The 18753-nt window shown below is 63.8% G+C and carries 19 protein-coding genes; 8 read left to right on the top strand and 11 right to left on the bottom strand.

The genetic code is table 11. The annotated features are described in order from the left end of the window. Positions 1–40: 40 nt before the first annotated feature. Positions 41–1477: an FAD-binding oxidoreductase gene (locus HT051_RS12910; RefSeq protein ID WP_174542418.1), complete on the bottom strand. Its 1437-nt coding sequence runs from the start codon at positions 1475–1477 to the stop codon at positions 41–43. Next, entirely contained in the window at positions 1474–2451 is a 978-nt protein-coding gene (locus HT051_RS12905; protein WP_246810089.1) for an L-threonylcarbamoyladenylate synthase, read from the bottom strand. The genes HT051_RS12910 and HT051_RS12905 overlap by 4 nt, the downstream gene beginning before the upstream one ends. A gap of 123 nt (positions 2452–2574) precedes the next feature. Here HT051_RS12905 and HT051_RS12900 point away from each other — a divergent pair, with 123 nt between their 5' ends. The 3 genes from HT051_RS12900 (at position 2575) to HT051_RS12890 (ending at position 5065) form a co-directional block, all read left to right on the top strand. Next, positions 2575–3507: a histone deacetylase family protein gene (locus tag HT051_RS12900; protein WP_174542417.1), complete on the top strand. Its 933-nt coding sequence runs from the start codon at positions 2575–2577 to the stop codon at positions 3505–3507. Between the two features lie 216 nt (positions 3508–3723). Continuing rightward, positions 3724–4554 (top strand): SMP-30/gluconolactonase/LRE family protein, encoded by an 831-nt coding sequence (locus HT051_RS12895; RefSeq protein WP_246810088.1) that lies wholly within the window; start codon positions 3724–3726, stop codon positions 4552–4554. Positions 4555–4807: 253 nt separating this feature from the next. Then, the gene (locus HT051_RS12890) at positions 4808–5065 is read left to right on the top strand and encodes an exodeoxyribonuclease VII small subunit (protein ID WP_174542415.1); all 258 of its coding nucleotides are present in this window, start codon (positions 4808–4810) and stop codon (positions 5063–5065) included. A gap of 34 nt (positions 5066–5099) precedes the next feature. On the opposite strand, the gene HT051_RS12885 is transcribed toward HT051_RS12890, so the two are convergent. Then, positions 5100–5582 (bottom strand): hypothetical protein, encoded by a 483-nt coding sequence (locus HT051_RS12885; protein WP_174542414.1) that lies wholly within the window; start codon positions 5580–5582, stop codon positions 5100–5102. A gap of 188 nt (positions 5583–5770) precedes the next feature. On the opposite strand from HT051_RS12885, the gene dxs reads away from it, so the two are divergent. Beyond that, complete coding sequence (gene dxs, locus HT051_RS12880; protein ID WP_174542413.1) at positions 5771–7708, top strand: 1-deoxy-D-xylulose-5-phosphate synthase; 1938 nt, start codon at positions 5771–5773, stop codon at positions 7706–7708. Between the two features lie 26 nt (positions 7709–7734). Here dxs and HT051_RS12875 read toward each other — a convergent pair whose 3' ends face one another. Both HT051_RS12875 and HT051_RS12870 read right to left on the bottom strand, forming a co-directional pair. Continuing rightward, positions 7735–8232, bottom strand: a complete 498-nt coding sequence (locus HT051_RS12875) for a hypothetical protein (RefSeq protein WP_174542412.1) — start codon at positions 8230–8232, stop codon at positions 7735–7737. A gap of 117 nt (positions 8233–8349) precedes the next feature. After that, a complete protein-coding gene (locus HT051_RS12870) occupies positions 8350–8832 on the bottom strand; it encodes an SET domain-containing protein (RefSeq protein WP_246810087.1) in 483 nt (160 codons plus the stop codon). Positions 8833–9207: 375 nt separating this feature from the next. Here HT051_RS12870 and HT051_RS12865 point away from each other — a divergent pair, with 375 nt between their 5' ends. Further along, complete coding sequence (locus tag HT051_RS12865) at positions 9208–9957, top strand: TlyA family RNA methyltransferase (protein WP_246810086.1); 750 nt, start codon at positions 9208–9210, stop codon at positions 9955–9957. A 350-nt stretch (positions 9958–10307) separates the two neighbouring features. On the opposite strand, the gene HT051_RS12860 is transcribed toward HT051_RS12865, so the two are convergent. The 5 genes from HT051_RS12860 to HT051_RS12840 all read right to left on the bottom strand — a co-directional run bounded on the left by HT051_RS12860 (position 10308) and on the right by HT051_RS12840 (position 14256). After that, on the bottom strand, positions 10308–11015 hold the full coding sequence (locus tag HT051_RS12860) for an NAD-dependent deacylase (RefSeq protein ID WP_174542409.1): 708 nt from the start codon (positions 11013–11015) through the stop codon (positions 10308–10310). A gap of 124 nt (positions 11016–11139) precedes the next feature. Continuing rightward, a complete protein-coding gene (aroC, locus tag HT051_RS12855) occupies positions 11140–12234 on the bottom strand; it encodes a chorismate synthase (protein WP_174542408.1) in 1095 nt (364 codons plus the stop codon). A 231-nt stretch (positions 12235–12465) separates the two neighbouring features. Further along, positions 12466–13287, bottom strand: coding sequence for an enoyl-ACP reductase FabI (gene fabI, locus HT051_RS12850; protein ID WP_174542407.1), 822 nt, complete (start codon positions 13285–13287; stop codon positions 12466–12468). A 147-nt stretch (positions 13288–13434) separates the two neighbouring features. Continuing rightward, positions 13435–13713 (bottom strand): hypothetical protein, encoded by a 279-nt coding sequence (locus HT051_RS12845; protein ID WP_174542406.1) that lies wholly within the window; start codon positions 13711–13713, stop codon positions 13435–13437. Between the two features lie 198 nt (positions 13714–13911). Continuing rightward, positions 13912–14256: an RT0821/Lpp0805 family surface protein gene (locus tag HT051_RS12840; RefSeq protein WP_174542405.1), complete on the bottom strand. Its 345-nt coding sequence runs from the start codon at positions 14254–14256 to the stop codon at positions 13912–13914. Positions 14257–14533: 277 nt separating this feature from the next. On the opposite strand from HT051_RS12840, the gene pdxH reads away from it, so the two are divergent. Further along, positions 14534–15175: a pyridoxamine 5'-phosphate oxidase gene (gene pdxH, locus HT051_RS12835; protein WP_174542404.1), complete on the top strand. Its 642-nt coding sequence runs from the start codon at positions 14534–14536 to the stop codon at positions 15173–15175. A 44-nt stretch (positions 15176–15219) separates the two neighbouring features. Then, entirely contained in the window at positions 15220–15990 is a 771-nt protein-coding gene (locus tag HT051_RS12830) for an SDR family NAD(P)-dependent oxidoreductase (RefSeq protein WP_174542403.1), read from the top strand. 330 nt (positions 15991–16320) lie between these two features. Here HT051_RS12830 and HT051_RS12825 read toward each other — a convergent pair whose 3' ends face one another. After that, on the bottom strand, positions 16321–17709 hold the full coding sequence (locus HT051_RS12825) for an aminotransferase (protein WP_174542402.1): 1389 nt from the start codon (positions 17707–17709) through the stop codon (positions 16321–16323). On the opposite strand from HT051_RS12825, the gene HT051_RS12820 reads away from it, so the two are divergent. After that, positions 17708–18613 carry a DUF1499 domain-containing protein gene (locus tag HT051_RS12820; RefSeq protein ID WP_174542401.1) on the top strand — a complete coding sequence of 302 codons (906 nt, stop codon included), beginning with the start codon at positions 17708–17710 and terminating at the stop codon, positions 18611–18613. The genes HT051_RS12825 and HT051_RS12820 overlap by 2 nt on opposite strands. Positions 18614–18753 lie beyond the last annotated feature (140 nt).

The raw sequence follows: 18753 nt of genomic DNA, 5'->3' as shown, positions 1-18753 counted from the left end.
CAGCGGTTAAACCAGACAATCGAGCCCCGGCAAGCGTGCGCTAAAGCACCTTGCCGGGGTTCAAGATTCCCTTGGGATCGAGGGCGTTCTTGATCGTCCGCATCAGATCCATCTCCACCGCCGATTTGGCATGGCGAAGCATATCGCGCTTCATGCGCCCGATCCCGTGCTCGGCGCTGATCGATCCGCCCAAATCCAGCACGATCTCATGCACCCCGGCATTCACCGCCTCCCAATGGGAGAGGAAGATCGCCCGGTCCAAACCCGGCGGCTGGCTCACATTGTAGTGGATGTTGCCGTCGCCGAAATGGCCGAACGGGCAGGGCCGGGCATCCGGCACCATCAGCGCCACGAAATCGTCCGCCCGCGAAATGAACTCCGGGATCGATGCCACCGGCACCGAGACGTCGTGCTTGATGCTGGCGCCCTCGAATTTCTGCGCTTCGCTCATGAACTCCCGCAAGCGCCAGAACGCCGCCGCCTGATCCAGCGATTGCGCAATCGCCCCGTCTGAAATCTCGCCCGCCTCCAAAGCCTCGCTCAGCAAGCTCTCCGCGGTCTCCGCCAGCCCCGCCGAAGCGTTCGGCGATGTCAGCTCGATCAGCGCATACCAGGGATGCGGCGTCTCCAGCGGATCGCTCATGCCGGTCCCGTGGCGCACCACGAACTCGATGCCGATCCGCGGCAAAATCTCGAAGGCGGTCAGCTCGCCGCTCGCCGCCGCGTAGGCCCGGTCGAAGAAGGCAGCCGCCTTCTCCAGGCTCGGCAGGCCGACAAAGGCGGTGACGTTCTCCGCCGGTGGCGGAAACAGCCGCAGCACCGCCGCGGTGATGATGCCGAGCGTCCCTTCCGCCCCCATGAAGAGATGCTTCATGTCGTAGCCGCTATTGTCCTTGCGCAGCGCCTTCAGCCCGTTCCAGATGCGCCCATCCGCCAGCACCACCTCCAGCCCCAGCACCAGGTCGCGGGCATTGCCGTAAGCCAACACCGCCGTGCCGCCGGCATTGGTCGAGAGTACCCCGCCGATCTGACAGCTTCCTTCCGAGGCGATGCGCAAGGGGAACAGATGCCCGGCATTGGCGGCGATTTCCTGCGCCTGGGCCAGCACCACCCCGGCCTCCACCGTCATGGTGTTGCCGGTCGTATCGATCTCCCGGATATGGTTCAGCCGGCCGAGCGACAGCACCACCTCATGGCCGCTCTCGAACGGGATCTGCGCGCCGACCAGCCCGGTATTGCCGCCTTGCGGCACGATGGCCGTCTCCGTCTCGTTGGCCAGCGCCATGATGCGGCTGACCTCCTCCACCGTGCCGGGGCGCAAGATCAGCGCCGCCTTGCCGTGATAGCGGTCGCGCCATTCATGTAAGAAGGGCTCCATCTCGGCCGGATCGGTGATGGCGTGCTCGGCGCCGACGATCTTCACCAAGGCCTTCAGCGTTTCGGGCGAGGGTGCGGCGATTTTCACGGTTTTGCTCATGCGTTCGGCCGCTCCGCCGCGGCGCGGGCCAGCCGGTCGTTGATCGCTTCCCCAAGCCCTTGATTGGGGATCGGCATCGCCGCGATGGTCGTGGCGCCGCTTTGGTCGAGCGTGCGCAAGGCGGCGAAGAAATTCGCCGCGGCCTCCTTCAGATCGCCGCTCTCGCTCAGGTTGACCACCGGCCCCTCGAACGTCGGCACATCCGGCCCGAAGGCCAGCAGCGCTTCTCCTTCCGCAGGTGCGCTCACATTGAGCCGCACTTTCGCCTCCGGCGCGTAATGGCTGGAAAGCTGCCCCGGCGAGACCGGTGCATCGCTCGTTTGTCCCCACGGCACTTTCACCGGGCGTCCCAGCGCGGCTTCGATATCCTCGCGCGTCACGGCGCCAAAGCGCAGCATCTCCACCTCGCCATCGGCGACCCGAACCACCGTCGATTCCAGCCCGATCTCGCAAGGCCCCCCGTCGAGGATCGCGGCCGGAAGATCGCCAAGCTCGGCGCGCACATCCTCGGCGCGCGTCGGGCTGATCTTGCCCGAGCGGTTGGCGCTCGGCGCGGCGATCGGAAGTCCGGTCCGCCGCAAAAGTCTCTGGGCGATGGGGTGCGCCGGAGACCGCAGCGCCACCGTCTCCAGCCCCGCCGTCACCAGCGGGCTGAGGCGGCAATCGTCGCGCCGTGGCAGCACCATGCTCAGCGGGCCGGGCCAGAACGCCTCGGCCAATCTCTGCGCCACGAGACCGATTTGCGCATAGTTCCGCGCCGTTTCCAGGTCCGCGACATGCACGATCAGCGGATTGAAGCGCGGCCGCCGCTTGGCCGCGAACACCGCCGCCACCGCAGCGCTGTCCAGCGCGTTCGCGCCCAGCCCATAAACCGTCTCGGTGGGGAAGGCGACCAGTTCGCCAGTCTCCAGCGCGCGTGCGGCGCCTGCGATATCGTTGTCGCTTCGGGCGACGATTTTGATGTCTGCGGACAAGCTTTGGCTCTCTGCCGTTTGGCTTATGTCATTGATGACGCCATCGATCTTGGAGTTCTCTCGCGCTTTCGCATGCTCCGGTCAAGCTGCGCGCATGCGCCGGACCGTGATAGAGATGGAGTCATGACCACGCTTTACGTCAGCCATCCCGACTGCCTGAAGCACGACACCAGCCCCGGCTATCCGGAGCGCTCCGACCGCCTGCGCGCCATTGGCCGGGCCATGGACGACGAAGCCTTTGCAGATCTCCGCCGCGAAGAAGCCCCCCGCGCCGCGCTGTCCGACATCGCGCGGATCCACCCGGAAAGCTTCATCGCGGAGGTGGAACGTTCCGTTCCGATCGAAGGCTATGCCCATCTCGATCCCGATACCGTGGTCTCGCCGGGAAGCTGGGAGGCCGCGCTCCGCGCTGCCGGTTCCGGCATTCTTGCCGTCGATAAAGTTATGGCGGGGGATGTGGGCAATGCCTTCTGCGCCATCCGCCCGCCGGGCCATCACGCGGAAGCCGAGCGGGCCATGGGGTTTTGCCTGTTCAACAATATCGCCATCGCCGCGCTCCATGCCCGCGCCGCCCATGGGTTGACCCGTATCGCGGTCGTCGATTTCGACGTCCATCACGGCAACGGCACCCAGAAATCCTTCTGGTCCGATCCGAAGCTTTTCTACGGCTCCTCCCACCAGATGCCGCTTTTTCCGGGCACCGGCGCGGCGGACGAGACCGGCATTGCCGGCAATATCGTCAATGCGCCCCTCGATCCCGGCGACGGCTCGGCCGAATTCAAAGCTGCCTGGGAGGACCGCATCCTGCCGGCCCTCGACGATTTCAAGCCGGAGCTGCTCCTGATCTCCGCCGGGTTCGACGCCCATCGCAGCGATCCTTTGGCTCAGATCGAGCTGAACGACGAGGATTTCGCCTGGATCACCGACCGGCTGATGCAGCTGGCGGCCACCCATTGCGGCGGCAGATCCGTCTCCATGCTGGAAGGCGGCTATGCCCTTGAAGCCCTCGCCCGCTCCACCGCTCTGCATGTAAGGAGTTTGATGGCCGCCGCATAACGCGTATCGATTTCGACCGGGGCTTTGCCCCATTTCAGCAAGAGACGAGAAGCTCACAAAAAATCTCGTCCAATTTCTAGGGAGACGACCATGATGCCTTTGAGGACTGCCGCATTCCGCACGCTTATAGGGATAGCGCTGGGGATGACGCCGGGTTTGGCGACGGCCGAGCCGGCTGAGATCGCACTGCCCGGAAGCTTCCCTTTTCCGGAGAATGTGACGTCCACGAAAGACGGAACGCTTTATGTCAGCAGCATCTCCGACGGCGGCGTGATTCGCATCGCCCCGGGCGGTGAGCCGGAGCTGTGGATCGAGCCCGGCGCCTATGACACGCGTTCGACCTTAGGGCTGCTCGCCGATGAGAAAAAAGGACTGCTCTGGGTCTGTTCCAACGATATCTCCGGCATCGGCGTGGACGGCCCGACCGATATCGAGGGCGGCTTCCTGAAGGGCTTCGATCTGAACACCGGCGAGGGCAAGGTCAGCTATCGGTTTCCCATGGAAGGCGCAGTCTGCAACGACATCGCAATTGCGCCCGACGGCGCGGTCTATGCCACCAATACTGCGGGCATGGAGATTGTGAAGCTCGCGCCCGGCGCCGAGGAGTTGGAAATCTGGGTCAGCGACCCGGTCCTGAAAGGCGGGCTCGACGGGCTGGCCTTCGGCCCGGACGGCAATCTCTATGTGAACACCTTTAGCGCCAATGAGCTCTTCCGCATCGATGTGGAAGACGGCGAGGCGAAGGGGATCGCCAAGCTGGAAACGCCTCCCCTCGGCAAGCCCGACGGGATCCGGCCCGTTCCCGGCGGCTTTGTCATGGTGGAGGGCGCCGGCAAGCTGGACTTGATCACCGTCGATGGCGACACGGTCGATATCGAAACTATCGGAGCCTTCACGGAGCCGACCGGCGTCACCGTGGTCGGCGATCGGGCCTGGGTCACCGAAGGCCAGCTCAGCTATCTGTTCGACGAGGCCAAGAAGGACGGCCCCAGGCCGAGCTTTCAGCTCCGCGCCATGCCGCTGCCGCAAGTCGAAGCCGCACACTAGGCACCTGCCGATCGCGGGCGGCGGCCGCCGCCAGCGAAACGGCAAAGCGATGCCGTGTCGGGCGCAGATCATACCGGCACGGCCTACGCCCTCCCCCAGGAAGGGGGAGGGTCAGCGCTTCGTTCCAGGCTCTAACGCCGCGAATAAGACCCCCCTCTAACTCCCCCCTTTTAGGGGGGAGGAGTTGGCCGTGATGACGGCCTTGCCCCCCATTCCCCTTGATCCGATCCGCCGCTTAAGGCTAAAGCGAAGCATGGCCAAAGCACCGGATCATTCCGACATCAAGGAAATGAGCTTCGAGCAAGCCTTGCAGGAGCTCGAAGGCATCGTGGAACGCCTGGAAAAGGGCGATGTGGAGCTCGAGCACTCCATCCTCATTTACGAGCGCGGCGAGGCGCTGAAGCTCCATTGCGACGGGCTTTTGAAGAAGGCCGAGGCCAAGGTGGAGAAAATCTCCCTCGACGGCAGCGGCAATGCGACCGGCACCGAGCCCTTGGATGTCGACGAATAGCGGTGCGAAAGATCGGCATGCGGTGGAGTGACAATCACTGCTTGGAGTTCCCCAAGGATTGGCGGAATTCATCCACTTCGTTCTTTGCTCTGACGAATTCAGACCGCGCTGTTTCGATGTCTTCGACGCTATAGCAATGGTTGTCGTCGAATATTTCGATTTCGTTTGATGGATTGCCCATTGGTGGTGCGAGTCGGACTGAACAACCTTTATCGTCAGAACGGATTAGAAAATGAAAATGTGCGAGATGGTTTCGCTTCTTTGAGCGCTTAGTCAGTTTTCTGCACAGCGCCTTCCAGCAGTGAGTGGAATTCGGTGAGCTAATTGCCAGAGCGGACGTAAGAAGTTCAAGCTTGGTCCGAAAACTCGTGGCCGAATAGAAGGCCGCCTCGGCAGCAGAAGGGTGCGAAGAATGGACACTAAGAGAAAATAGACGTGCTAACGCGCTCTCAACGAATGCCCATTCGCTGATAGCGCGTCCTACTGCGGCAAATAGCTCTTCAGTCTCTTCAGACATGTTCATGCTCACAGCTTGAATCCCTAATAATTTGTTTTAGCGTAATCGCCGAAAAGGTAGATACGACATTGGTTCAGGTCATGACAGAGATGTTGCCGACTGGTAAGATTTGCTTCCAGTTTCCATTTAGTAGCGGTTGGGCTTAGAGCCTGTCAGACTTTGAATTTACGACCGCTAATAATGAGCGCATGAACGCCCCGACCCCCATTCCGACCTATGAGACGCCGCTGCTCGACCGGGTGAAAACGCCGGACGATCTGCGCGCGCTGGACGATGCCGAGCTGACCCAGCTTGCCGAGGAGCTCCGCCGCGAGACCATCAATGCGGTCTCCGTCACCGGCGGCCATCTCGGCGCAGGGCTCGGCGTGGTGGAGCTGAGCATCGCGCTGCACAAAGTGTTCGACACGCCGAAGGACAAGGTGATCTGGGATGTCGGCCATCAATGCTATCCCCATAAGATCCTGACCGGCCGCCGCGACCGCATCCGCACCCTGCGCCAGCCCGGCGGCCTTTCCGGCTTCTGCAAGCCAGCCGAAAGCGAATATGACGTGTTCGGCGCCGGCCATTCCTCCACCTCCATCTCCGCCGGTCTCGGCATGGCGGTGGCGCGGGATCTCGCCGGCGGCGACAACAACGTGGTCTGCGTGATCGGCGACGGCGCCATGAGCGCCGGCATGGCCTATGAGGCGATGAACAATGCGGGCGCCATGGATTCGCGCCTCATCGTCATCCTCAACGACAACGACATGTCCATCGCCCCGCCGGTCGGCGCTATGAGCGCCTATCTGGCGCGGCTGCTGTCCGGCGGCACCTACCGCCAGATCCGCAACTGGGCCAAGCAGCTGGCCCATAAGATGCCCAAGAGCTGGGAGCGCCGCGCCGCCCGCGCCGAGGAATATACCCGCGGCCTATGGACCGGCGGCACGCTGTTCGAGGAGATGGGCTTCTATTATGTCGGCCCCATCGACGGCCATAATTTCGATCACCTGCTGCCGGTGTTGCGCAATGTGCGCGACGCTGAAGACGGGCCGGTCCTGGTTCATGTCGTCACCCAGAAGGGCAAGGGCTACGAGCCGGCGGAAGAATCTGCCGACAAGTATCACGGCGTCGGCCGTTTCGACGTGCTCACCGGCGCCCAGGAGAAATCGGCCGGCAAGCCGACCAGCTACACCAAGGTCTTCGCCAATGCGCTGATCGAGCAGGCGAAGCGGGACGACAAGATCGTCGCCATCAGCGCCGCTATGCCGTCCGGCACCGGCGTCGACAAATTCGCCGAGGCATTTCCCGATCGCGCCTTCGATGTCGGCATTGCCGAGCAGCACGCGGTGACCTTTGCCGCGGGGCTGGCCGCCGAGGGCTACAAGCCGTTCGCGGCGATCTACTCCACCTTCCTGCAACGCGCCTACGATCAGGTGGTGCATGACGTGGCGGTGCAGAAGCTGCCCGTCCGTTTCGCCATCGACCGCGCCGGCCTGGTGGGGGCCGACGGGCCGACTCATGCCGGCACCTTCGATACGGCGTTTCTGAGCTGCCTGCCCAATATGGTGGTGATGGCGGCGGCCGACGAGGCCGAGCTGACCCATATGGTGGCGACCGCCGCGGCCTATGACGAAGGCCCCATCGCCTTCCGCTATCCGCGCGGCGAGGGGACCGGGCTGCCGCTTCCCGAACAGCCGGAGATCCTGGAGATCGGCAAGGGCCGTGTGCTGCGCGAAGGCTCTAAGGTGGCGCTGCTCTCCTTTGGCGCGCGTCTCGGCGAGGCGATGCAGGCGGCTGATCAGCTCGGCGGCTTCGGCCTCTCCACCACCGTAGCGGATGCCCGCTTCGCCAAACCGTTGGACATGGATCTGATCCGCGATCTTGCCGCGAACCACGAGGTGCTGATCACCATCGAGGAAGGCTCCACCGGCGGCTTCGGCTCAAGCGTGCTGCATGCTTTGGCGCAGGAAGGCCTGCTGGATCAGGGCTTGCGGGTGCGCACCCTCGTGCTCCCCGATAGCTTCATCGATCAGGGCAAGCCGGAAGCCATGTATGCGGAAGCCGGGCTCGATGCCGACGGGATCGTGAAGACGGTGTTTGCCGCGCTCGGCAAGGAGCAGGCGAAGGACGCGCCGAACCGCGCCTAAGACAGGCTGCGCTGCAGACTTAGCGCTTATTTGATCCGGCAATGCATGGCGAAGTCCTTCACCGCCTCTGCACGTCCCGCATCGGAAAGCTCCAACTTGGTTTCCCCGACCTTCACCGTCACCGGCCCTTCCAACTCCAGAACGTTGATCACGGGCTTGATGCCGAACTCGCTCGCCTCGGCATAGAGGCTGCCGCTCGTCTCTTCGGTCTCGGCCTTGCCCTTCAGCGGCGCGGCCAGCTTGCCGCCGGAGACTTCCATCTCCAGCGCATCTCCTGCTTTCGCCTCGCCGAGATCGCCATAGACGTCGAGCACGGCGATCTTCATGTCGTTGAAGCAGGAGAGCAGGAAGATCGGCAGGGCGGCATCGTCCAGCGGGCCGTAGCGCAGCGCGCTCATATCGCCGGTCACGCTGGCCGACCAGATTTCCGGCGCTTGCGCCCGCGCGCCGCCGGAGACCGGCAGAGCGGTAAGAGAGAGAAGGGTGAAAAGCGCGGTGAAAAGCCTCAGAGCCGTCTGAACCATGGAAGATAAAGCCTTCATATCATTCGCCCCAGCCCGCCCTGTCGTAGTGCAAGCGGGCGTTGAGGGCAAATGTAATCCGCCACTCCGGGAAAAACCGGCAATGGCTCCTGGCGCCTGCTACGACGCCCGTCGGAGCCCCTGAAGCTTGGCGATCCGCACCGCCAGATAGGTCGAGAAATACCCGCTGTAACGAAGCCAAAGCACAGGATTGCGCCAATCCTCGGCGCTTACCTTGCCCCGGCATTCCGGCGCGCCGCAGCCGCAATCGAACTCGTCATAAGGAGCGCTGTCGCACATGGCGTAGTCGAAGGTGACCTCCTCGCCGGGCGCGATGTCCCGCATCGCCACGATGCCGATCTGGCCGCGAATTCCGGCATTGGGCGCACAGGAATGGTTCAGCATATCGGCGCCCTCTGTGGTGTTCAGCGAGGTGAGGAACAGGTCCTCGTCCACCTGCACGGTGCGCCGCCTGAGAGCCTCGGAAAGCTGCGCCAGCGCTGCGCCCGGCACCAGCCGGCCGCTCCACATGGCGATCAGCTCGTCCTTGCCGATCGCCTCCCTCGCCACCACGGTCTTGCCGCCCTTTTCCGGTGCGGTCACGACCTCGCATTTGGGCGTAAGATAAGCGGTCCCTTCACCCGGTTCCGCTGTCAGAACCGCGAGGGAAACAGCATGTTCGGCCATGCGTAGCGATGTCCTTTGCTACGAGCTTCGCGGAGGCTGGTTGTCGTCCGGCGCCGTCTCGGCGATGTGGGGAAGGGCGGTAAGCGGTGCTTCCGCCGGGAGCTCCTGCGAAAAATCGCCGGGTCGTTGAACAACGCTGACTGCGTTATAGGTTTTGATCAGCATCTTAGGAGGCGCATCCAAGGCCCGATGCAAACGCGCAAGAAGGCCGGGCCGGCGTCTTCGTTACGCTTCTGCCTGAAGGCAGCGCCGAAAAGCATCGGCGGAGTTGGCCATTTAAGAGCAAAGCCCTTGTCCCGCTACAAAAAAACACGGCTCGATCAGCTTTTGGTGACCAAGGGTCTGGCGGAGACCCGCTCCCGCGCTGCGGACGCCATAAAGCGGGGCTGTGTCGGCGTCGATGGCAGGCAAGCGGAGAAGTCCGGACAGCTGGTTTCCGAAGACGCGGACATCGCGCTTTCCGAAGATGCCATGGCCTTCGTCTCTCGCGGCGGGCTGAAGCTTGCCGCCGCGCTCGATGCCTTTGGATTCGATCCGACGGGGAGGACCTGCCTCGATGTCGGCGCCTCGACCGGCGGCTTCACCGACTGCCTGCTGCAGCGCGGCGCCGCGAGCGTCTATGCCGTCGATATCGGCCATGGCCAGCTGCATCACAGCCTGCGCCGGAACCCCGCCGTGCATGTCATGGAGAAGACCGATGCGCGAAGCTTGCAGAAGGAGATGTTCGATGCGCCGATCACAGCCATCACTGCCGATGTCTCCTTTATCAGCTTAAGCCTGGTCTTGCTGCGGGCGTTGGATATTGCCGCGCCTGGCGCTTTTCTTGCCGCGCTGGTGAAGCCGCAATTCGAGCTGGAGCCGGAAGCCATCGGCAAGGGCGGCATCGTTAGGGACGAGTTGGACCGTCAGATCGCGCTCGCCCGGGTGCGGGATTTTCTGGAATACGACGCCGGCTGGCCGGTGGTCGGCGAGATCGAATCGCCGATCCTCGGCGGCAGCGGCAATCAGGAATTCCTCATCGGCGCGCTGAAGCCGGAGTGAGGGGCTTTTTGCCTGAGGAGCGAGCCGCGCACCTCCCCCTAAAAGGGGGAGGTCGGCTCGCGCTGCGAGCCGGGTGGGGGTCAAGTCTTAGCGGAGAGCAGGGACCCCCTCCCCAACCCTCCCCCTTCCAGGGGGAGGGGGCAGGCCACGGCTCGTGGCAGCGCTTCTCCTCTAAGCACATCGTCATGCCCGGCAATGACGAAAGGACCGGAAGCCGAAGCCGCCCCTCTCCTTCGAGACAGGCCTTCGGCCCCCTCAGGATGAGGGGCGGAGATAGACCACAGCTTTTCCCCTCATGGTGAGGGCGAGCGAAGCTCGCGTCTCGAACCATGAAGGCCCGGGCCAGGCGCTCAGCAAGTTTCCGCCAGCAGCGTATCCACGAAGGCCGGGACGATCTCGCTCGCCGGCCCGTAATGCCCCTCGCCGAACAGCCGTGCCCCGTCCGATGGGTCGAGGTTCAGCTCCACCGTATAGGCGCCGGCGGCGCGCGCCTCGGCCACGAACCCGGCCGCCGGATAGACCGTGCCGCTAGTGCCGATGGCGACGAACAGATCGCATTTCGACAGCGCCGCGCCGATGCGGTCCATCTCCCGCGGCATCTCGCCGAACCACACCACGTCGGGGCGCATGCTACCCGCCGCATGGCAGGAGGGGCAGGGCGTATCTACTGAGAGATCGCCCTCCCAAGGCTGCCGCGCGCCGCAAGCGCCACAAAGCGCCGAGCCGAGCTCGCCATGCATATGGATCGGATGGCGGCAGCCGGCGGCCTCGTGTAGCCCGTCGATATTCTGGGTGACGGTCAGCACCTCGCCGTCATGCTCGCGCTCCAGCCGCGCCAGCGCGAAATGCGCCGCATTGGGCTTAGCCTCCGCCAGCCAGCGCCGCCGCATATTGTAGAAATCGTGCACCTTGCCCGGATTGCGCAGGAAGCCTTGCGGCGTCGCCACCTCTTCCAGGTCGTATTCCTCCCACAGCCCGCCCTGGCCGCGAAACGTGCCGAGCCCGCTTTCGGCCGAAAGTCCGGCGCCGGTGAGGATGACGATGTTTCGGTAGGGCATGGGCGATCTTAGTCTGCGCGCGCTTCCCTCGTCATCCCGGACTTGATCCGGGATCTAACCTTTGGCTCAGAAGCTGGTGCTGGATACCGGCTGGTGCCGGTATGACGGGAGCGAGAAGGAGAGCCTAGCCCTTCCCCGTCTGGCCGCGATGCATCAGGTAATGATCGGCCAGCACCAGCGCCATCATGGCTTCGCCAATGGGCACGGCGCGGATGCCGACGCATGGATCGTGCCGCCCCTTGGTGGAGACGTCGGTCTCCTGACCCATCTTGTCGATGGTCTGGCGCGGGGTGAGGATCGAGGAGGTCGGCTTCACCGCAAACCGCGCAACGATCGGCTGCCCCGTCGAGATACCGCCCACCACGCCGCCGGCATGGTTGGAGAGGAAGACCGGCTCGCCGTCCGCCCCGGTGCGCATCTCGTCGGCATTCTCTTCGCCGGTTAGCGCCGCAGCGGCAAACCCGGCGCCGATCTCCACGCCCTTCACCGCGTTGATGCTCATCATGGCGGAGGCGATATCCTGATCCAGCTTGGCGTAGATCGGTGCGCCGAGCCCGGCCGGAACGCCCTCGGCGATCACCTCGATCACCGCGCCGCAGGAGGAGCCGGCCTTGCGCAAGCTGTCGAGATATTCGCCCCATTTCTCCACGATCTTCGGGTCGGGCGAGAAGAACGCATTGTCGTCCACCGCGTCCCAATCCCAGTTCTCGCGATTGATCGGGTAGGGGCCGACCTCGACCAGCGCGGCACGGATGGTGACGCCGGGCAGCACTTTGCGCGCCACCGCGCCCGCCGCCACGCGGCTTGCCGTCTCCCGCGCGCTAGCCCTTCCCGAGCCGCGCCAATCGCGCACCCCATATTTCTGCCAATAGGTGTAATCGGCGTGTCCGGGGCGGAACTTGTCTTTGATGTCGCCGTAATCCTTCGAGCGCTGATCGACATTCTCGATATGCAGCGCGATCGGCGTGCCCGTGGTGACCTGCTCTCTGGTCGCCTCGTCCTCGAACACGCCGGAGAGGATCTTCACCGCATCGGGCTCTTTGCGCTGGGTGGTGTAGCGCGACTGGCCCGGCCGGCGCTTGTCCAGATAGCCCTGGATATCCGCCTCGGTCAGCGCAATGCCCGGCGGGCAGCCATCCACCACGCAGCCGATCGCCGGCCCGTGGCTTTCGCCCCAGGTGGTCATGCGGAAGAGATGGCCGAACGTGTTGTGTGACATGGCGGTGTTTTAGGCTCGAGCGCGGATGCCGTCCAGCGGCGAACGTATTCGAAAAGGTGGAAAGGAAGCGTTGCTTCCCGGGCCTTCATGGTTCGAGACGCGAGCTTCGCTCGCCCTCACCATGAGGAGAGAGGCAAGCGCCTGAATCGCACCTCATCCTGAGGGGCGCGGAACGCGCCGTCTCGAAGGATGCAGGCCCGGGGCATGACAGAGGAGGCGTGCGCGCGCCTCTTACTCCTTCAGCACCTTGGCCATATCGGGCGCGTCTTCGTTCTTCATGCCGACGATGTGATAGCCGGAATCGATATGCAGGATCTCGCCGGTCACGCCGCGGCCGAGATCGGAGAGCAGATACAGCGCTCCGTCGCCGACTTCCTCGATGCTCACCGTCCGCCGCAGCGGCGCGTTGTACTCGTTCCACTTCAGAATGTAGCGGAAATCGGCGATGCCTGAGGCGGCCAGCGTCTTGATTGGCCCGGCGGAGATCGCGTTCACCCGGATGTTCTTTTCGCCCAGATCGGCGGCGAGATAGCGGACCGAGGCTTCCAGCGCGGCCTTGGCGACACCCATCACATTGTAATGCGGCATCACCTTCTCGGCGCCGTAATAGGTCAGCGTCACCACAGAGCCGCCATCGGTCATCAGCTTCTCGGCGCGCTTGGCCAGCGCGGTGAGCGAGAAGCAGGAAACCTTCATCGTCTGGGTGAAATTGTCTTCCGTGGTGTCGACATAGCGGCCGTCGAGCTGCTCCTTGTCGGAATAGGCGATGGCATGCACCAGAAAGTCGATGCTGCCCCATTCCTTCTCCAGGGTCTCGAACACCGCATCCATGGAGGCTTCGTCGTTCACGTCGCAAGGCAGGACCAGCTTGGAGCCGATCTGCTCCGCCAGCGGCACCACGCGCTTCTTCAGCGCATCGCCCTGATAGGTGAGTGCGATCTCGGCGCCCTGATCGGCGCAAGCCTTGGTGATTCCCCAAGCGATGGAGCGATTATTGGCAAGGCCCATCACGATGCCGCGCTTGCCTGCCATCAACTTGCCTAGTTCGGGCATACGCCTCTCCCCCTGTTCACGCTGGCCGCTTTAAAGCAGAAACCGACGCCCCTCGAAAGGGTCAAAGTGGCCTTCATGCGGAAGCGATAAAGGCCTCCCTTAAGCCCTGGCAATTAATAAAGAATGCAACGGCGGGGCGGCGTGCGATCAGAAGCCGCGATGCGCCGGCTTCAGCTGATCGAAGGATTTGGCGGCTTTCGCGGCATAGGTTTTCGGCCAGCGCTCGAAATAGACCAGCGAGGTGGCGCTGTTGAAGCAGTAGGTCTTGCCGTTATCCGGATCGGTCCAATTGATCGAGCAATCGGTATGGATCAGATCGCCGGCGACCAGCCCGATCGGGTCGTAATTGTGGAATTCCCCGTGCAATCCCTTCGGCGCATAGGATTTCCAGATGCCCCGCTCATTGGCGTGGGGCTGGGTCCGCATATGCGGCTCCGCCGCGGCCGCTCCAGCGGGCGCAAAGGCAAATCCCGCAACGACCAATCCAGCCGTCAGTCCTGCAAGCACTGCAACATTCCCAAGACGCATGATCTTTCGGCTTTCCTCGATTGGCGGTCCAATTGCGGGAAAGTCTACCGGTCGCGGGGCTTAGGGGCAAAGGTCAGGCAAAGCACTGGCGCGCCGCTAACCCGAATAGTGCCAATTCCCGTCCGTCCCGCGGCAGGCCGCGCCTTCGATCTCGCGCATATAATCGCCGAGCGCGATGGAGTAGTGAATCTGCCGGCAGATCCGGCCCCGGCCGTCGCGGAAGGCGGCGACCGGCTTGATCACCCCCATCAGCTTGCGTTCCGGCCGGCGCCACACCAGGGTGGAGCCGTCGCCAAGCTCGGTCAGGGCGATTTCCAGCGCCCGGATCGCGGCGGAACGGTCGCTGCCGTCGAGATGCGAGCGCAAATCGGCCAACTCGCCGCCATCGAGCGGCGGAATCTCGTTGCCCTGTAAGGAGACGGAAACTCCTTCGGCGCTCAATGTTGCCGGCTGCTCCTGGGCCAGCGGTTGGGTTGGAGCGGGCGCCGATACTAATAACGCGAGGCAACCCGCTCCAATGATGATAGGAGCGTGAAAACGGAACGTACGCATAACCAATCGTCCCTCGGATTTGACGCGCGGCGATACAAGCCACAGCGCCCACTATCAACAGCCCCCATGCTGCGCTATCAGGGTGAGTAAAGCGTAAATGCCGGTGCCGGAGCGGGATGAAAAAATCGAGGTTTCCCGGCAAAGTACCGGTAAGAGGCGAAAAAATATGAGTGAATTAGCGAGCACATCCGGTTTTGCGTCGCCCGTCGCCGCCAATTTCGAGCAGGCGGAAGATCCGTTTGCGCTGTTCGAGACATGGTTCTTAGAAGCGGAGAAGACCGAGCCTGCGGACCCCAACGCCATGGCGCTGGCCACCTGCGATGCCGAAGGCCTGCCCGATCTGCGCATGATTCTGTTGAAGGGCCATGATCCGAGAGGCTTCGTCTTCTACACCAATCTGGAAAGCGCCAAGGGCGATGAGCTCGCCGCCAACCCGAAAGCGGCGATCTGCCTGCATTGGAAGAGCCTTGGCCTGCAGGTCCGGGCGCGCGGCCCCGTCGAGCCGGTGACCGAGGAAGAGGCGGATGCCTATTTCGCATCCCGCCACCGGGAGAGCCAGATCGGCGCCTGGGCCTCGCAGCAATCCCGCCCGCTTGCCTCCCGCGAAGTGTTCGAAGAGGCGGTCCGGGAGCGCGAGGAGGAATTCGGCAGCGGCGAAGTGCCCCGCCCGCCCCATTGGAACGGCTTTCGCCTGGTGCCGAAACAGATCGAGTTCTGGGCCAGCCGCCCCTTCCGCCTGCACGATCGCATCGTGTTCCGGCGGGAATCGCCCGATCATCCCTGGGAGAAGACCAGGCTCTACCCGTAAGCCCCGCAAATCCCTATCTTAGGGCGGGTTTTGTTTTCGATTGAATGGAAGAGCGCGGAACTGTGATTCCCAATGAAGACCGCAAGACGCTGATCCTGACCGGCGCCAGCCGTGGCATCGGCCATGCGACAGTGAAGCGATTTTCATCCGCCGGCTGGCGGGTGATCACCTGCTCGCGCCATCCTTTCCCGGAGAATTGCCCCTGGGAGGCCGGCCCCGAGGACCATATTCAGGTCGACCTCGCCGACAGCGCCAACACCATGGAGGCCATCGCCGAGATGCGCGACCGGCTGAAGGCGCAAGGCTCGCGCCTCAACGCGCTTGTCAACAATGCCGGCATCTCGCCGAAAGGCGAGGGCGGCGCGCGGCTTTCCACCCTCGACACCCCGATCCCCGATTGGCAGGCCGTGTTTCAGGTGAATTTCTTCGCCCCCGTGATGCTCGCGCGCGGACTGATCGAGGAGCTGAAAGCGGCGCAGGGCGCGGTGGTCAACGTCACCTCCATCGCCGGCTCCCGCGTACATCCCTTTGCCGGCGCGGCCTATTCCACCTCGAAGGCGGCGCTTGCCGGCCTGACCCGCGAAATGGCGGCCGATTTCGCCCCGCAAGGCATTCGCGTCAACGCCATCTCGCCCGGCGAGATCGACACCGCGATCCTCTCCCCCGGCACCGACAAGCTGGTGGAGGAGGAGATCCCCATGCGCCGGCTCGGCACGCCGGAAGAGGTGGCCAAGGCCATCTATTTCCTCTGCACCGAGCAATCCAGCTACGTGAACGGCGCCGAGCTCCACATCAACGGCGGCCAGCACGTTTAGCTTTCACTCAGCTTCGTCATTGCCGGGCTTGACCCGGCAATCCATGCCGTTTCCGTGCAGCTTGCTCCAAAGCAAGCGAATGCGCTTGGAATTTCCCGACCAGTAACGGCGTGGATGCCCGGATCAAGTCCGGGCATGACGAGGTGCTTGGATGAAGGTCGCTGCAACAGACCGCAGCCTTCTCCCTCCCTAGAAGGGGGAGGGCCGGGGTGGGGGTCGAATGAGGATGGGGCGAACAAACCCCGCTTTGGGGAAAAGCAGACCCCCCCCCTCTAACTGTCCCCTTTTAGAGGGGAGGACCGGCCCGTGCTTGGACGTCGGGCCGCGCCCCTAAGCCGCGCGCAGGCCTTGCGCCCGGACCATCTCCTCCGCCGCATCCAGCCCGCGGGTCAGCGCGTCGAACATCTCGTCGATTTGCTCCTCGGTGATGATCAGCGGCGGGCAGAGGCCGAGCGTGTCGCCGATGGGGCGGACGATCAGTCCTTCCTCCTGGATCAGCGCCGCGGTGCGCGGGCCGACCTTCATCGCCGGATCGAACGGCGTCTTGGTGCCCTTGTCGGCAACCAGCTCCAGCCCGCCGATCAGCCCCATGCCGCGGGCCTCGCCTACCATCGGATGGTCGGCCAGCGCCTTCAGCCGCGCCTGGAATTGCGGCGCGATCCCCGCGACCCGTCCCGGGATGTCGTCGCGCTCGTAGATCTCCAGCGCTTTGACGCCGATCGCGGCGCCGAGCGGATGGCCGCCATAGGTGAAGCCGTGGCCGAAGGTGCCGATCTTCTCGCTCTCCGCCATCATCGCCTCGAACATCGGCTCGGAGATCGTGAGCGCGCCGAGTGGCGCATAAGCGCTCGTGAGCGCCTTGGCCATGGAAAGGCTGTCCGGCTTAATCGACAGCGCCTCGGAGCCGAACATGGTGCCGAGCCGCCCGAAGCCGGTGATCACCTCGTCGGCGATAAACAGGATGTCGTATTTGTTGAGCACCGCCTGGATCGCCGGGAAATACCCCTCCGGCGGCACGATCACACCGCCCGCGCCCATCACCGGCTCGGCGATGAAGGCGGCGATGGTGTCCGGGCCTTCCGCCTGGATCTGCGCGTCGAGATTTTCCGCAAGCCGCGCCGAGAAATCCCGCTCGCTCTCGCCCGGCTCGCCGAAGCGGTAATGATGCGGGCAATCGGCATAGACGAAGCGGTCGCCGTAAGGCAGGTCGAAATCGAGATGGTTGTTGGGTAGCCCCGTTAGGCTGCCGCTCGCCACCGTCACCCCATGATAGCCCTTGATGCGTGAGATGATCTTCTTCTTCTCGGGTTTGCCGCGGGCATTGTTGTAATACCAGGCCAGCTTCACCTGGGTGTCGTTGGCCTCCGAGCCGGAGCAGGTGAACAGCACCTTGGAAACCGGGCAGGGGGCAAGCTGCTTGATCTTCTCGGCCAGCTGGATCGCCGGCTCGTGGCTCTTGCCGCCGAACAGATGGGTGTAGGATAGGGTTTCGAGCTGCTTGGTCGCCGCCTCGATCAGCTTTTCATTGCCGTAGCCGAGCGCGGTACACCAAAGACCGGCCAAGCCTTCGATATAGCGGCGTCCCGTGTCGTCATAGACATAGACGCCTTTTCCTTTGGTGAGGATGGTCGGACCTTGCTCGCGAAATGCGGAAAGGTCTGTATAAGGGTGGATCAGGCTTGCGATATCGCGCTGCTGCTCAAGGTCGGTCGATGCCATGCTACATTCCTATCATGCGGTGCCCGAGGAGGGCCGTCTCTCCAAGTGCAACAGCATTGCCTTCGAGGCAAGCGGTGTAACGGCGCAGTACGTCCTTAAACAGGCTTATGAGCCGGTTTGGTCGCGCCGCCTGGCGCTGTTCTTTTTCCAGCTGCTGATTCTCACTGGGCTGCTGCATCATTTCGCCTCGCTCTCCACCCCGGCGGCGATCAACCTGGTCGCGGTGTCCGGGGTCGGCCTCTTTGCCGCGCTGGTTCTCGGCATCGCCGGGCTGCTCCGCATTTGGTATGGCGATTATTACGGCGTGGGCGAAGCGCTGGTCGGCATCGTCATCGCGGTGATCGGTCTGGCGCCTCTGGCTTCGTTCGGCTTCCTCGCTCTGAAGATGCCGCCGCTCAGCCAGGTCAGCACAACGCCGGAGCGCCCGATCCTGTTCAAGGATATGGATGTCCGCCCTGCCGACGCGATTCCCATCGTGTCCCCGAGTGCTGAAGATATCGCCCTGCAGGAAGAGTCCTATCGCGACATCCATCCGCTGGTGCTGGAGCGCTCCGCGGCGGAAGCCTTCGGCCTTACCCGCGAAGCCATGCGGCGGCTCAATTGGGATATCGTGGTCTCCGAGCCGCCGGTGCAAAACAGCCTGGGCTATCTGCAGGCCACCGACCGCACCCTGATCATGGGCTTCACCGACGATATCGCGGTGGAGATCCTGGGCGACGAGGCGACCGCCACCGTCGATGCCCGCTCGGTCTCGCGCTACGGCAACCACGATTTCGGCACCAATGCGGGCCGCATCCGCGAGCTCTTCGCCGAGATCAACGCGGGCATCAAGAAGGGCGAGCGCCCCGCGTTGGAGCAGGCCGAGCCTGCCCCGCCGATCCCCCAGCGCACGCCGGGGCGGTAGACGGTTGGGGCACCCCTAAAGCAGGGCCGAATCCTCCCCCCCTAAAAGGGGGGAGCTAGAGGGGGGTCTGCTGGTAGGCGAAGCGTGGGCTGTTAGACCCCCACCCCGGCCCTCCCCCTTCCAGGGGGAGGGAGAGCGCC

Origin of the sequence: Methyloligella sp. GL2, from assembly GCF_013341275.1 — a bacterium.
GTDB lineage: Bacteria > Pseudomonadota > Alphaproteobacteria > Rhizobiales > Methyloligellaceae > Methyloligella.
This window is presented reverse-complemented; position numbering and strand designations above follow the sequence as displayed.